The 15,540-nt window shown below is 37.3% G+C and carries 10 protein-coding genes; 2 read left to right on the plus strand and 8 right to left on the minus strand.

The window, feature by feature from the left end; all coding sequences use genetic code 11:
- Window positions 1–212 precede the first annotated feature (212 nt).
- Together AOR04_RS11150 and AOR04_RS11155 are read right to left on the minus strand one after the other, a co-directional pair.
- Window positions 213–2,492: a putative bifunctional diguanylate cyclase/phosphodiesterase gene (locus tag AOR04_RS11150; protein ID WP_096793385.1), complete on the minus strand. Its 2,280-nt coding sequence runs from the start codon at window positions 2,490–2,492 to the stop codon at window positions 213–215.
- 116 nt (window positions 2,493–2,608) lie between these two features.
- A complete protein-coding gene (locus AOR04_RS11155) occupies window positions 2,609–5,476 on the minus strand; it encodes a UvrD-helicase domain-containing protein (RefSeq protein WP_096794120.1) in 2,868 nt (955 codons plus the stop codon).
- Between the two features lie 211 nt (window positions 5,477–5,687).
- On the opposite strand from AOR04_RS11155, the gene AOR04_RS11160 reads away from it, so the two are divergent.
- Window positions 5,688–6,425 (plus strand): hypothetical protein, encoded by a 738-nt coding sequence (locus AOR04_RS11160; protein WP_096793386.1) that lies wholly within the window; start codon window positions 5,688–5,690, stop codon window positions 6,423–6,425.
- Window positions 6,426–6,536: 111 nt separating this feature from the next.
- Window positions 6,537–7,454: a M14 family metallopeptidase gene (locus tag AOR04_RS11165; RefSeq protein ID WP_096793387.1), complete on the plus strand. Its 918-nt coding sequence runs from the start codon at window positions 6,537–6,539 to the stop codon at window positions 7,452–7,454.
- A gap of 70 nt (window positions 7,455–7,524) precedes the next feature.
- On the opposite strand, the gene ccoG is transcribed toward AOR04_RS11165, so the two are convergent.
- The 6 genes from ccoG to AOR04_RS11195 form a co-directional block, all read right to left on the minus strand.
- Window positions 7,525–8,907 (minus strand): cytochrome c oxidase accessory protein CcoG, encoded by a 1,383-nt coding sequence (gene ccoG, locus AOR04_RS11170; protein ID WP_096793388.1) that lies wholly within the window; start codon window positions 8,905–8,907, stop codon window positions 7,525–7,527.
- A gap of 145 nt (window positions 8,908–9,052) precedes the next feature.
- Window positions 9,053–10,471, minus strand: coding sequence for a sigma-54 interaction domain-containing protein (locus tag AOR04_RS11175; protein ID WP_033030984.1), 1,419 nt, complete (start codon window positions 10,469–10,471; stop codon window positions 9,053–9,055).
- A gap of 93 nt (window positions 10,472–10,564) precedes the next feature.
- Entirely contained in the window at window positions 10,565–11,869 is a 1,305-nt protein-coding gene (locus AOR04_RS11180) for an ABC1 kinase family protein (protein ID WP_096793389.1), read from the minus strand.
- A gap of 68 nt (window positions 11,870–11,937) precedes the next feature.
- Window positions 11,938–12,492: a DUF1439 domain-containing protein gene (locus AOR04_RS11185; protein ID WP_002960677.1), complete on the minus strand. Its 555-nt coding sequence runs from the start codon at window positions 12,490–12,492 to the stop codon at window positions 11,938–11,940.
- A 95-nt stretch (window positions 12,493–12,587) separates the two neighbouring features.
- The gene (locus AOR04_RS11190) at window positions 12,588–15,269 is read right to left on the minus strand and encodes a DUF349 domain-containing protein (protein WP_096793390.1); all 2,682 of its coding nucleotides are present in this window, start codon (window positions 15,267–15,269) and stop codon (window positions 12,588–12,590) included.
- Complete coding sequence (locus tag AOR04_RS11195; RefSeq protein WP_007378333.1) at window positions 15,259–15,540, minus strand: YeaC family protein; 282 nt, start codon at window positions 15,538–15,540, stop codon at window positions 15,259–15,261. The genes AOR04_RS11190 and AOR04_RS11195 overlap by 11 nt, the downstream gene beginning before the upstream one ends.

Consider the following 15,540-nt stretch of genomic DNA (forward strand, 5'->3'; position numbering starts at 1 on the left):
ATCTCGAGCAGCTATTTTCAGCACTAACTACGTTGAATTTACTGAAAGTCTCTGGCTAGAGAAAATAAATTAAAATATCAAATTATTCAATACGTTAGTAAATCTCTTAACCAGATTTTAGGTTGATTTATATAGTAATGGTTAGTAAATTGAGCCATTCTGTTAAATCTAAAACATAAACTCAATAAAGTAGTCGCCAATTACTACCGGAATTAAAAGACTTGTTTTTCATTATTTTTAGCAGCTATAAATTTTGTTCCGTGTTTATTTATATGAGCCTCATAATTTTTAACCGTAATAGGTTGTGCAAAATAAAAACCTTGGAACTCTTTACAACCCATTTCCGCCATAATAGCAACTTGTTCTTGCGTTTCAACACCTTCGGCAACACATTTTATATCTAATTCTTCGCACATAACGAGTATCGCTTTTACTAAACTCTTTTGACGTGAAGAATGAGTAATTTGACTGATAAGAGAACGGTCGAGTTTGAGCTTATTTATAGGGTAATGGGCAAGACGAGCAATATTTGAGTATCCGACCCCAAAATCGTCAACTGATATTATAAAACCCCACGATTGCAATGTTTGCATTAGCTTTAATGAATGGCCTTGATTTGCTTCAAGTGAGGTCTCAGTAAGCTCTAACTCTATTTGCTGCGGCTTTACGTTAAAATCAGCTAAAGATTTTACTAGTTTTGAAATAAAGTCAGGCTGGCTGAAATCAATTAAAGATATATTTATTGCTATAGGCACACTTGGCATATCTACTGTAGACCACTGAGCAATTTGAGCACACACTTTTTGAATAATCAAATCAGTTAACCTACTGATCATTCTGTACTCTTCTGCAATAGGTATAAATACAACTGGTGATACGTTGCCAAGTATTGAACTATGCCACCTCGTGAGTGCTTCGAGCCCTATACACTCTCCTTTAGCATTCACTTTTGGTTGGTAATGCACCGATAAATCACCTTGTTGAAGCGCTTCATCGAGCAACATTGATATTTCGTATTTTTCTATAAACGCTTGTGATTGTTCTTCACTATAGCTGCAAATAGGAGAATTACTGTTTGCTAATTTAAGTGCTTCGCAGGCATTTGTTAACACTTCAGCACTACTTTTCCCATGATTTGGGTAGCGCGCAAAACCAAATAAAAAAGTTTGCTGACACTTATTTCCAAGTACATTATATGCTTCGTCTAACGTGTTTTTTATATTTACCAAAAGTTTATCTTTTAGTTCGTTTGCCGAATGTGTTCCAACAATAAAAGCCAGTTTCCCCACTCCTACATGCGCACACAACAAAGGACCTTCTGGCATCTTTTTTAAACGCTTAAATGCACTAATTAGCAAAGCTTGTGAATCAATTTTAGTAAACTTTAAATTTAAATACTCACTATTAGCCGTTTGTGTAACCACAATATAAAAGCCTTTGTGATATTTAATGGTTAATCTGTTGCACTGTGTTTCAAACCATCCTCTATTTGGTAGCTTTGTTTGTGGATCTCTAAAGCGTAAGCGCTTGTTTTCTTGCTCCATTATAGTTAAGTTTTGTTTGATTAACTGTTCTTGAGTACAATCATAAAAATCATAAACACGATAATTAGCACTCATTACGTGCTGGTAGTTAGTCCGAAAAAAACTGTTTTTGTGTTTAACAATTTGATCTTGAGCATCAAGCTCATCAACATCAACATCAAGCGAAGGTAATAAATTGAATAGTTTAACGCCATGTTCTTTTAAATGTTTTTTAATATCAAACATATCAATAGCATGTTGATTAAAATCTGTAATCACAAAATTTTCATCTACAATAATCTTCGCTTTGTTTGATTCAGTAAAAAGAGCCCTATAAAGATCGTTTTTATCTTTGAGGTAAGTATTAGCGCTCTTCATACTTTTATTTAAGCGTTTTGCCGCAACAATAGTGCGAGCAAAAGCAAGTGGAATACAAACATTTAAAGATAAAAATATAAGGCTTGTAATATACAGCTTTTCATCAGAAAGTTTAGTTGAGACACCAGATAAAGAAGATAGATTTATGTCGTTAACTATAATATAAAAAGGAATTATATTTAACACAGCATAAAAAATGGCCGTTCTGCACCCTATTAACATTAGTGCGATTAAAGGGCACGAAAACATATATATCGAGCCAATTTTTGCCAGCTCTAAATCGGTCACGAATAAGTTAATACACAGACTTGCTGCAACTATAGAGAGCAGCAGTGCATGCGCACAAAATATATAATACCTTTTGCTTGCTGCTAATAATAAGGTCGTTATAAAAAAGAAACTAACGCTTAGTCCTACAAAGTATAAAATATTAAATTCAGCAGCTTGTTTAGATTTATGAAGCGATATAGCTAGGCATAATAAAATACCGGTTGCAAAAATAATACGTAAAGCACTCACACGCCAATTAGGTATTTGCCCTGTTGGTAAATGATGGTCTTCAAGCAAAAAAAATCGACTGAAAAAGTGCATGGTAATCAATAATGAGACTCAGGTAGCGTTAATTAAACATTGATACTAAATAAAAGCAATAAAATACGACTAATTAAAATTTAAGTACTACTTTAAGATTAATTTAAATAGGCTATTCATGTAACAGTTAGCTTTCGAGTGTTTTTACAGCTGTCTTCTTTGAGCTCAAAGCCACTGCATCCTAAAAATTCACCATGCTTAGATTTGCGTTTCCGCATTTCACGCCCACATTTTTCACAAATTGGATGCTGTGTTTTACATTCTATATTTACACATTGTGAATACGTGCTTTTATCAACCGATGGGCTACTACAACTTTTACACACTCGTAGTTTAGTTTCGCAAATTTGCGTGTTAGTACAGCTATAATAATTACCATACTGACCCGTTTTTGGCACGATTAATCCGTCGCTGCATGTATTACACTCTCTTTGCTTTAGTTGCGACTTGTTAAACAACGTTGAAGCGATCTGAATAGGATAATCGTCATTTACTAGTTCTTTTACAAACGCTGAGCATGCATAAGGGTCTGCAATTAAGTACGCTTTATGTTTAGCACGTGTAATGCCTACATAAAGCAAACGCCTTTCCTCTGAGTGAGTGAATTCATCTTGCTCTGGTAATAACGACTCCACCAGCACGCTATTTTGATTATCGCTAGGAAAGCCTAATTTACCTTGTTCAAAACCAATAATAATACAGTAATCGGCTTCAAGCCCTTTAGCACTATGTAATGTCCAAAAATAAAGAGAGTTTGTATGCTTTTTATCTTTTAAATGCTGCTGTACGCTATTTAACATGTATCGATATCGACTAAGTATGGCAATGCTCGCTGATGCATCGTTTTTTTGAATCGTGCTTATGCTCTGCTGCACTTTTATTTCTATCGATTTAGTACCTTGGTATAAATCGTCTAATAAAATAACGTGTGGTGTGGTTACTTGTGTATGTGTGCTGATCAGCTTTTTATATTGCTCAGGGTTTTGCATTACAAAACGCCCTGCTACATCGCTAATACTGTTGTTATATCTAAATGTTTTTTGCAACATAGTAAGTGAGTGGCCACCCACCAGCTCATTAAAACGCGTTGTAAACGCTAACTTACCACCCGAAAAACGATAAATTGCCTGCCAATCATCACCTACGGCAGTAAAACGTACACTTTTGCCCTTGTTAATAAGTGTGTTTAAAAAGGCCATACGCGCACCTGATATATCTTGAAACTCATCAACTAAAATATGGCTCCAAGGCACACTAAATTCACCTTTTTTTACAGCCTTTGTTGCATGAATAATCATATCGTCAAAATCAATGGCGTTTTGCGTATGTAGCTCTTGCATATAAGCATTATATATAGCTATAAGCATTGCGGCATAACGTTGATGGTTTTTGAGTCCACTTTGTTTTATACGTTGTTTTATTTGCGTATTAGTGAGCTGCTCAGCTCTTATGGCTTGCAAGCACTTTAAGTATTTTTCAACCCCTTGTTGTAACAGCCCTGAGTTATTTAACGTGCTAAATACTTCATCGTCATTTAAAGGTACAAGCGCCACACTATGTTGCTTTAAAAGTTTACTTAAGCGCCGCTCTAACTTGCCTTCGAACCAATTGTAGTGAAAAGTCTCAAGTAAAATAGTGTTATTATTTTTATGCAGTTTTCGCTTAAAAGCTATTTGCTCGTTATAGCGTTTTTTATTTATATCGGCGCGTGCATTACCCTCTCTATCAATGTCAAAGTGCTCTAGATAAATATTGTATTTTGATAAGTGAAAATTGGGATTATATTGTGCGTTTAGGGTTATGTCTTCTGCTGAAATCTCTAGCTTATTTTTGTAGTGAGGCTCGTACTCATGCTCAACTGATTGTAAATATAACCAGTTTGAAATAAGTAGCTCTTGATAACTTTTAACTTTAAGCCCTGCAAGGCTTCTATATTCGTTATCTCTTAGGTAGCGCTCATACTCAGCACTGCTTTTAAAACTAAAAATATCGACTGGTTCGTGAAGTAAATCAACAACGTTTTTCAAAAATGTAGAGTCGGTCTGCATTTGCTTATAAAGCCATGCGGTTAACCATGTTTTTTGCTGTATTTCATCGGTTGCAAATGTAGAAAGCTTCGTTGATTTTTTCGCGTCTTGTAATAGCTTCAATCCTAGTGCATGAAACGTTAAAATGGCAGGTGGTTTAATACTTAAATTGGCGTGTGCTGCACGTTTAATAAAGCGCTCTTTTAATTCCTGTGCAGCCGTTTTATTGTAAGCAAGTACCAATACCTGCTCTGGCAGTGCTATTCCACGCGCGATTAAATCAAGCGATTTGGCAACCATAACTGAGGTTTTTCCTGTGCCGGCTGCTGCAAGTACTAGATTTTTATCGTTATCGCGTATAACCGCTAAACGCTGCTCTGTAGTGAGCGGGTTAGACTCAACATTATTATAAAAGTTATCTCTTAAGGTAAGCTGCTTTTGTTCATATTTATGGCGTAATTGCGCTACAGCGTCTGCTGTTTTTGGTGTACTACTTAAAATACTTAAAAATTTTACGCTAATTGGTGATAAATGCTGTTGCCACACGGTTTGATTATGTGCGTAATTTTTACTTAAAGAAAAAACAGCTTTATTTAAGATTTCAATGGAACTGTCGCGTAAAAATTCATCAATGGCATAACGCTTTAAAAGTGTTTTCGCATTATTCACTTTTCGTTCTAACGTATTTAAAAAATATTTATTTAACGCTTTATTAAGCACATCTGCTTCGGCTTTTTTTAAAAAACTAACGCATGTGTTATTAGGATCACATAAATAAATTTTTGCGCTAAACAAGCTATTTTGCAGCACAGAAAAGTTACTGAAATCACTTAATAAAAATTGCTGTTTAGTCATATCTCTAAAGTGGACAACAAGCACGTCTTGCTCAATACTTACCCACTTAATACGGGTAAAAAAACGACCTAACCAACTTGGTGTGGCAACATACTGCACCATAATACTCAATACAAAAGCAGACTATAAACTAATTGTAACATACTCTTTTATAATAAATTTACTCACAATACTGGCCGTTATTTTACTAAAAATAAAACAACACTGCCTTCCAAGATCTTTTATTTAAAATTTATTTTACAGTTGTTAACAATTTTAAACATCTAAAAGTACTTTCTTGTGTAACAATACGCTCACAAATAAAGGAGCTAACATGTTTAAAAAAAGCTTTTCCCTCGTGGGCATCATATTAATGCTGTGTGCTTGCACATCAGAAACAGCATCAGATCTAATTAAAACGAAAGGTATTTGGGCGGGTTTTGAGCTTGTGTCTGACGGAAGTCGTACTCGTATTAATGCAGAGCTAAATGCAGGTGATATGAATGGGTCTAACATCGTATTAAGCGATAGCGACACATTACAAGTAATCGTGCGAGGCACAGCTGTTGAACTTAGTAAAGATACAGATTTTTTAGATGTAGATTACCAAGCCTACATCAACATAACTGATGATAACGAGCCGTTTGATATATTGTTTAACCGTGATGATGAAATAAGCACACGCTCAACTGTTGAACTTCCTCATAACTTTATTATTTTAACACCAAGTAGTGAGCAAAACTTTAGCATAACAAACACAATAACAGTACAACTTGATGGTATAGATACCAATAGCGCCAGCACAATTGAGTTAAGCAGTCATTGCACCACAAATAACAACTCTACATTAATACAATCTACGTCTTCATCTGTTACATCGTCGAGTTATTCATTTAATCTAAATAATTTGATAATGTTTAATGATACGCAAATAGATAAAAGTAAGGCATGCAATTTAACTATTTTGGTTGAGCGGGTTCGCTCTGGCGCTATTTCAGGGGAGTTTGCTAGTCAAAGTTATATTCAAGCTAAACAACAGCGCACAATAAATAATATGACTTTAACGTTTTAATTTGCACGCTAATTTACTCAGCGTTAAGCTACGCCTTTATTAAGTAATTCTAACAATTGTAATTGCCTACTTTTTTATATGGGCTAATAACAATTGATATAAAGGTTTATTATGACTAACAGCACATACCCTATTGGCACACCTGGCAAAAAATGGAATAACAACGATAAAGCCTTGTGGTTAGCACGCCAAAACATTAAACGCAGTTACCAAAATGAAGTAGTAACGCTAATTAATGATCTTAAAAGCACCTTAGATATAGAGCAATACGGCGAGCTTAATTACGCCGCTGGCACTTACCCATTATATATATTAAAAACGCCTAACTTTAATGCTAATAAACCAACAGTTTTAATCACCGGAGGTGTACATGGCTACGAAACCAGTGGCGTACATGGCGCACTTAGGTTTGCTAAAACATCGGCTGTGCAACACTCAAAGCAGTTTAATATTATTGTTGCGCCCTGCATTAGCCCTTGGGGATATGAGACTATAAACCGCTGGAACCCTGATGCTATTGATCCTAACCGCTCATTTTACGAGGGCAGCCCAGCTCAAGAATCAGCAGCTATTATGGCGTTTGTAAAATCACTCGATATAGACTTAGTTGCTCATATTGATTTACACGAAACAACAGATAGCGATAACAGTGAATTTAGACCCGCACTTGCTGCCCGTGAAGGCACTACAAACACCAATTGGAACATACCTGATGGGTTTTATTTAGTGGCCGATACCAATAAGCCTGAGCCTGAATTTCAAAAAGTAATTATCGAAGATGTGGCAAAGGTCACGCACATTGCCCCGAGCGATGAAAACAACCAGCTAATAGGCGTCCCTCAAGAGCAATTTGGCGTTATTAACTATGCGGCACGTGAGTTAGGTTTGTGTATGGGCTTTACTGACGCGCCCTATGTAACCACAACCGAAGTGTACCCAGATAGCCCAACAGCCACAGATGAAGAATGTATATTAGCTCAAGTGGCCGTTATAACAAGCGCACTCAAATATATAAATGCAAACACATAATAAAAACTACAGATAAAATGCCCAAGAGGAATATCTACTTGGGCATGTTGTTTATGAAATTTTATCAATCTTAGTTTTTATAAAACTGGCTATCTTTAGTTATGGTTATACTGGCGTCTTCTTGCGCTGTTACTACAAATTGTAACTTGCTAACTTTACGCTCAATATCGTAACCATCTGCAGTTACAGTAACGGGGACTCTTTTCATCACACCTGGCTGTATAAGTGTAGAACTTGGACTTGAGAGTGTTGCTTCTGGCAAGCCCTCTATGGCAATGGTGTAATGCAGTGCTTGCTGCGTTTTATTAATAATAGTAAGTGTATAAGGGTTTTCTACCAGGCCCTCGTAGTTCACTCTATAAAGCGCATTCCTATCTCGTAGTACTGAGGCTTCTATTGGTGTGCGTTGTAGCATCCATGCAAACATAGAAATTATTAACAAAGCCGTTAATGCGCCGTATCCTATTAGTTTTAATCTAAATGGATTGGTTTTTTTACCCTCCATTTGTTTTTCGCTGACGTATTTAATTAAGCCTTTTTGATAACCAAATTTCTCCATAGTATCGTCGCAAGCATCAATACATAAGCCACAGTTTATACATTCATATTGTAAGCCATTTCGAATATCTATTCCTGCAGGGCATACCTCTACACATAAGTTACAGTCTACACAGTCACCTAGGTTAAGCTCTTTTGGATCGGCTTTGCGTTTACGTGGTCCTCGGCTTTCACCGCGCTTGCTATCATAGGTAACAAGCAACGTATCTTTATCAAACATAACAGCCTGAAAACGAGAATACGGGCAAGCAATTGTGCACATTTTTTCGCGTAAAAACCCTGCATTACCGTAGGTGCAAAAAGCGAATAAAAACACCCAAAAGCTCGTAATACCTGACCATTCAAACGTAAGTATTTCCATATACAAACTTTTTGCTGGGATAAAATACGCCATAAACGAGGTGGCGGTTAAAACTGAAATAACAATCCACGCACTGTGCTTAGTAATTTTTTTGCGCCAAGTGCTCAGCGTCCACTGCGATTTATCTAATTTAATACGCTGATTTCGAGTGCCTTCTATGCGTTGTTCTACCCACGAAAACATGAGCATCCATATTGTTTGCGGGCACGTATATCCACACCAAACCCGACCAAGCCAGTTAGTTACAAAAAATAATGCAAAAGCCCCCACCATAAATAGCAGGGCTAAAATCATAAAATCTTGAGGAAGGAGTGTTAGACCAAAAATAGTAAAAGTTTGCGTTGCCACATCAAGCAGCACAGCTTGGTGACCGTTATATTGGATCCACGGTATTGCAATAAAAGTTAGCATTAGCAGCCAACCTAAATTACGGCGTATGCGCTGAAAAAATCCTTTTTGCTCGCGGATATAAATTGGCCCTTCGGTGTTATAGGGCTTAATGATCATGTCTTCTTCTTTAATATCAAACTTCATAATACTTGCTTCATAATGACGGGTATTAAGCAAGTATTTGCAACTTTCAGACCAAGCTGAAACTTTAATTACTTAATTGATATTAAAGAAATTATTTTAAAAAACAAAAACCAACCTCGCGATATAAAGCGTAATTCGCGATATATCACGAATTTTTAGCAATCCCTAACTTTCGCATTTTTGAACGTAGTGTACTCTCAGGTAAACCCAATTTAACTGCCGCTCCTTTATCACCCGATATTTGCCAGTGCGATAACGCAAGAACAGAAGTTATATGCTGCTTTTGTGCTTCATCGAGCGTAAGTGAAGGATTAATAACTACTTCACCACCCGCTTGCAAAGGCTGACTTAGCTGAAGTACCGCTTGATTAGATAAAATAGCTTCGCGTTCAAGTACATTTTGCAGCTCTCTAATATTGCCTGGCCAATCGTAAGCTTGCAGCTGCGTAATTGCTTTTTTACTTAGCCCTTTTAAGTTTTTCCCGAGCCGCTTATTTAGCTGCGCAATTAAATTAGCGCATAAATAAGGAATATCTTCTTTTCGATCTTTAAGGGCGGGTACTTTTATAGGAAATACATTAAGCCGATAATACAAATCAATTCTAAACGTGCCTTTTTGTACCATTTCCCACAGGTCGCGATTAGTCGCTGCAATCACTCTAATATTTACTTTTAGCGTATTGCTGCCACCCACACGTTCAAACTCTTGTTCTTGCAGAACTCTTAGTAGTTTACTTTGCGCCTCAAGTGGCAGCTCTGCTATTTCATCTAAAAACAAGGTGCCCTTATCAGCAAGTTCAAAACGCCCTTTACGGCGTTCATTTGCACCTGTAAACGCGCCTTTTTCATGGCCAAACAATTCCGATTCTAGCAAACTTGGGGTAAATGCGGCGCAATTTACTTTTATAAAGGCTTGTTCGCTACGCTTGCTTAGCCTATACAAATTACGAGCTACTAACTCTTTACCCGTGCCATTTTCGCCAAGTATAAGCACTGTGCTGTCGGTTTCACTCACCAGTTTTATTTGATCTAACATGGTTTGAAATATATGACTTTGTCCAACTAGCCCTGAGTCTTGCCAATCTTCGTTAAGTTCTGCAATTAAGTAGTTGTTTTCATCTTTTAGCTGCTCACTTAAATGCTTTACTTGCTCAAGTGCCTCTTGCAGTGCATTTTGTGTTTGCTGTTGCAGTGATATGTCGCGAAATACCGCTACAGCACCAATTAACTCATCATTTTGATAAACCGGTGTTGAGGTGTATTGAACTGCAAATGAGCTACCGTCTTTGCGCCAAAAAACTTCATTTTTAACTTCACGACGTTTTCCGTCAAACATGGTGCAGTAAATTTGGCATTCATCAGCGGGATAAGGTGTGCCATCAGCATGAGTATGGTGATGATATTGATGTATTTTTTTACCTAATAGTTCCTCAGCGCACCAACCTGTCATGCGCTCAGCGGCAGGATTAACAAACACCGCATTACCCGACAGGTCAAAACCGTATATACCCTCACCGACTGCGTTTAGCAATAATTTAGGATCGTTTAAAAATTGTTTTATCATAAATACACCTCGCGAAATATCGCGAGCATTATGGCAATTTTATACGCTAAGTGCACTCATTACTTAAAGCGCACTTACGTGTAAATTAAAAAGCTATAAATAGTGCTTAAATAACGTTTTTACATCTATTTTTGCACCTAGCCTTGCGGCTATTAAGTAAAGTCCTGCAAGTTTTCGGTGAATAAATAGCGCATCAACGGGCGGTGTATGCCATTGCTGAGATTGCCCACTAAGAGCAAGCCCTGCATTTTTAATTTTGAGCGCGAGTTCGCTATTTTTAAAATCAAATTCCCCTTCTGCTCTTAGTGGCTCGCACGCCATTAAAAATAAATCAATGACGTTGTTTTTATACTCATCAACTAAGTCATTTTTAAAATAACCTATGTGTGATGCCGCTTTAAGTACACCTTCTCGGTTGTTTTCACTACCCGCTTTAAATAAAGCTAAGTACGCTAAGCTAAGCTCGGTTGATATTTCTCGCGTTGCACCAAAATCAAATAAAACAGTTTTTTGTGTATCAAGCTGATAATGAAAGTTGGCAAAGTTAGGGTCGGTTTGAATCAATTTAAATTCAAACATTTCTTTAAAAAATAAATCAATGAGCTGCTCTGCAACAAAGCTTTTTTGACTATCAGGTAGCTCTGTAATGCTCTCAATGGGCTCTGCTTTTATATATTCCATAGTTAGCACGTGTTGTGTGCTGTGCTCTGGATATACGTTAGGCACTTTAAAGTGGGGATTACTTGCTAGTGCATTTTTATAACGTATTAAGTACTGAGCCTCCCGTTTATAATCAGCCTCGGCTAATAGCTGCGCTTTAGCCTCACTAATAAGTGGTTTAATATTAAGATCTTTTGGCAATAATCGAGAAATCGTTAATAAAGAAATAACGTTATCGACATCACTTACTACACTTTTTGCAATACCAGGGTATTGAATTTTAACAGCAAGCTGATCGCCATTTTCTTTATAAGCTAAATGAACTTGCCCTATAGAAGCCGCTGCAAAAGGTCTTAGCTCAATGTGAGAAAAACGCGCTAGCCACTCATCCCCCCATTGCTCTTTTAACACTTCAACAAGCTGCTTATGAGGCATTGGGTTCGCGTCTGAGCGCAGTAAAGCAAGTAACTGAGCTAATTCAGGACTAAGTAGATCACCGGCATCCATTGAAAGCAATTGCCCCAGTTTCATTGCTGCACCACGTAAATGTGATAGCTGTGTGGCTAATTTTTCAATATTTTTAGGTTGTAGTAGTAAGCTTTTATTATCCCAACCTTTACCTGTTAGCGCACTCTTAGCACCATCAACTAACATGTTGGTAGCAACACCTGTTGCAAGTGAGCCTAATTTTGCAAATCGAGAAAGCCGAGAAGTGGGAACAGTGTGAGGAGCCGCCATAATATTAAAACCTAATTAGCCTGAAAGTCAGGCTAATCAATACGTATATTGTAAGTAGGTCGATCTACTTATAGACGAGGTACTAGCTTAATTGCGCCTTCAACCACCTTCATATCAAGTGGAAGTTTACTAAGTAGCATCATTTTAGGGTCATCCATGTTTAGAGTATAAACTGGGTTAACCGCTAAAAAAGCATTAATAACATCCATTGCTTGGCTATCAAGTGCACCTAAATTACCTTTAAAACCACCGGCATCTACACTCGAATCAAGTAATTTAATATTACGTAAAAATACCGCTTTTTTCTCACTGTCGTAAAATGGGCTTCCTTCAATTTGTAGCTTTAAACGCACTGGGTATTTAAGTGCGAATGCATTAATTTCAGCGCTTGAATCAGCACCAAGCACAACAACATCGCGGTTATCAGGTCCAATGTTGACACTTAAGTCGTTTACATCAAACTGAACGGGTAAACCCATTAAGCTTACTTTTTCACTTAACTTTGGTAATTGCTTACCCAGTACAGATTCAACCTCAGAGTTAGTAAATGAATATACTGATATGCCTTGCGTGGTATTACAGGCAGTTAAAAATAACGCTGCAATAATAACTAAAATTCTCATGAGAACCCTTTTGTTTATGAATTAGTGATACATAAAAAAGCCGCTATTAAAGCGGCTTAGTAAAATAGTAACCAGCACATATTATGCTGGTTTTATTAAGCTGCAAGTGTCGCTTTAAGTCGCGTTAGTGTGTCAGGTTCAACTGAACCGTCACTGAGCGCTAATAACTGTTTTAAATAATAGTTTAAATCAGCATGATCGCCACGATGTTTGTCATCTAGCATGGCTACTTGCTCTGCCATTCTAAGTGACTTATCGGTTGAACTTACGTTCGCTAGTATTTCCATGCGCGTAATAAGCTGCTCGGTATTTAATGCTGTTTTAAGCGGTGCTTGATACTGACTTGGTAATGCTTCATTGTTCTCAAGTGCAGTAATTAATGCATCTAAATTAGCTTGCTCTGATTTACTTGTTAGCAATGCAAGTTTATCGTCAATAGCAGCTAGTAGCTTAGTAACCTTTGGCGCTAACGATCTAAATTGCGTATACCCTTTCACTTTTGTTTCGAGGTCGTGCAACTGCGCTCTTTGATTAACATCACTCAATGCTGCTTCAAGTTCAGCAAGTTCTGCAACTGCTTGCTTATCTGACTCGTTTTGCTCGAGTTTTTGCTGCTCAAACTCACTGCTACGCTTGGTAAATGTTTCATCGTTAAACTGACGAAACTTTTGCCATAACGCATTTTCAGCTTTCAAACCTGCAAAACCGATAGCTTGCCATTGTTGTTGCATTTGCTTCAACTCTTGGCAAGCAGCCGCTAAATCATCACTTTGTGACAATTGCTGCGCTTTTTCTACTAGTTCGTTTTTAAGTGTGGCATTAGTTTTATGAAATGCATTTAACAAAGCCAGTACTTGTTGTTGCTCATTTTTATAACGATCGTTTAGTGTACGGTATGTTTTAGGGTCAACTTTACCCACACTGCGCCACGCTTTATTTAAACGATTGTATTGGCTTTCATATTGCTTCCAATCAAAGTCATCCTCAGCAGTTGGCTGTAAATGGAGCGCATGCATGTCGTTAATAATACTTTCACGTTGTGCTTTTGATGCTTCTCGTTGTACTTCTTGCTCTGCGAAGTAACTACGGCAAGGCGCAAATAACAGCTCGATTTGTTCATCAAACTGCACGCCTTGTTGCTTTTCTTCATCTGTATCTAAACGACCTAACTCATTCCAACGTTTACGTAGCGCTTTTACTTGCTCTGCGCGTTGTTGTGGGTCGGTGCATTCTTCACTTACTAATGCACTTACTTCTTCTAATAAGGCTTCACGCTTTGGTGCTGCTGCGTATTTTTGCCAATCTTTAGCATCTGCAAGTTGCGCTTCAAGTTCCGCTTTTATGTTTACAAGCGGCTGTTGATATTGCTCAGTAAGTGTATTAAATAACTCTTCAAAGCCTTTAAACACACCAAAAGCAACGTTAAAACGACCTTCTTCAATTAGGCGTTTAACATCACGCGCTTTGCGCTTTGCTTGGCTTTGGTTTTTTTCAAGTGGCTTAACTAGCTCATTCATTGATGCTAAAAATTGCTTTTTATGCGCATTTAACTGTGTTTTAAACGTACTTTGTAGTGCGCCATCTAAAATATTTAAATGATTACGCGCTGCTTTAAAGCCATTATTAAATTCAGTTAAAGTTGCATCGTATTGTGCTAAATCTTCTGCTGGCGTAATTTCGCATAGCGCTGCAAAAGCGAGTTTGTACTCTTTAATAGCCGTTGTTAACTCAGGTAACTTAGCAACTTGAGTAAATAGTTTTTCTAACTTACTTACAGCGAGTTTTGATTGTGCGTTATTAGCAAATTCTGTTTCGCTAATAGCTAGCTTAGCTTGCGCTACTTTTGCATCAAGCCAATCTTGTTGAATTTGCTCTGGCGTTTCAAGACCAAGCTGTAGGGCATTTTCAATTTCTTCACCCAAAGCTTCAAGTGTTGCAAGTGCTAATAATTGACGCTGTTGTTGCGCTAATTGCTGCTGCTCTTTGTCATGTACCGCTTTTAGCTGTTCAATGTGTGTATCTAACTTAGTGGTGATAGAAGTATATTTTTCGTCAAGCAGCTTAACGCGCTCATCACTTAACCATTTAAGCTCAAGTGCTTGCCACTGAGCGATTAAATCGCTCGCTTGTGGATTAACAATACCAAAATCTGTTTTTTCACGTAAAGCATTTAATTTAGCTAAAATAACACGTGTTGCATTTTCAACTTCAAGTGGCATTTCAATTGCTAAACGTTCATTTTCAATATGCGTTTCAAGTGCTGCTTTTGCACCACCCTTTGCATGCTTTACTAATGATTTAGTTAATTGATGAGTAATAACAAGTTCAACTAATTGAGTTTGTAGCTCTTCGCTACCTTCTTTAAATGCTTTTTCTACTAGTTTTGGATTTGCTAAACGTTTCAGTAATTTAACGCGTACTTGCAGCTCTTTTTCTGCAAACGCTAACTTTTCAAGTGTTTTAACGGGTGCAAAACGCTCTATGTATTCGTTTTTAATTTTTGCTGTTAGCGTACTTTCGCTATTTAAAACAGCATTAGATATTTGTAGCTCGGCTATATCTTTTAATGCTTGATCTTGTTTATATGCTTTCCACCAAAGTGGTAAGTCGTTCACTTTTTGGAGCGCTTTACGGCGTATTTCAGCGGAGCTATCTTCAAGTGCTAACGTGTTTAATATGGTTGCATCACGTTCAATGTCTAATTTTTCGATAGCATCAAGACGTACTTGTTGCTTAGGGTGTTTCCATTTTGGTGTAAAAAGGTGCTTAAAGATCATGTTCACTAAACCTAGCTATTTCGTTGTCTGATTTAAATTCTTTTTGTAGTTGAGCTTTTGTCTTTTGGATCATCTCACCATTAGCACCAATCGTAAATTGCTCGTTTGATTGAGCCACTTTTGCTTGATACAACATAACCAACTGCACTGTTTGTTGCTTTTGCTCATCTGATAAAACGGTACCGTCTGGCCATTTACCAGTAGAGGCACCGTATTGTAAGCGTTCGAATAATTCGGGAGTAATATTTTGTACAAGATTGTCGATGTTCAT

This window comes from Pseudoalteromonas sp. 1_2015MBL_MicDiv, assembly GCF_002407505.1.
In the GTDB taxonomy this organism is placed as follows: Bacteria; Pseudomonadota; Gammaproteobacteria; order Enterobacterales; family Alteromonadaceae; genus Pseudoalteromonas; species Pseudoalteromonas fuliginea.

Bases quoted from the DNA above. Each gene is read 5' to 3' on its own strand.
- AOR04_RS11165 (WP_096793387.1), top strand. From the start codon at position 6,537: ATGACTAACAGCACATACCCTATTGGCACACCTGGCAAAAAATGGAAT.
- AOR04_RS11175 (WP_033030984.1), bottom strand. From the start codon at position 10,471: ATGATAAAACAATTTTTAAACGATCCTAAATTATTGCTAAACGCAGTC.
- AOR04_RS11190 (WP_096793390.1), bottom strand. From the start codon at position 15,269: ATGATCTTTAAGCACCTTTTTACACCAAAATGGAAACACCCTAAGCAA.
- AOR04_RS11160 (WP_096793386.1), top strand. From the start codon at position 5,688: ATGTTTAAAAAAAGCTTTTCCCTCGTGGGCATCATATTAATGCTGTGT.
- AOR04_RS11185 (WP_002960677.1), bottom strand. From the start codon at position 12,492: ATGAGAATTTTAGTTATTATTGCAGCGTTATTTTTAACTGCCTGTAAT.
- AOR04_RS11155 (WP_096794120.1), bottom strand. From the start codon at position 5,476: ATGGTGCAGTATGTTGCCACACCAAGTTGGTTAGGTCGTTTTTTTACC.
- ccoG (WP_096793388.1), bottom strand. From the start codon at position 8,907: ATGAAGTTTGATATTAAAGAAGAAGACATGATCATTAAGCCCTATAAC.
- AOR04_RS11180 (WP_096793389.1), bottom strand. From the start codon at position 11,869: ATGGCGGCTCCTCACACTGTTCCCACTTCTCGGCTTTCTCGATTTGCA.
- AOR04_RS11195 (WP_007378333.1), bottom strand. From the start codon at position 15,540: ATGAACATCGACAATCTTGTACAAAATATTACTCCCGAATTATTCGAA.
- AOR04_RS11150 (WP_096793385.1), bottom strand. From the start codon at position 2,492: ATGCACTTTTTCAGTCGATTTTTTTTGCTTGAAGACCATCATTTACCA.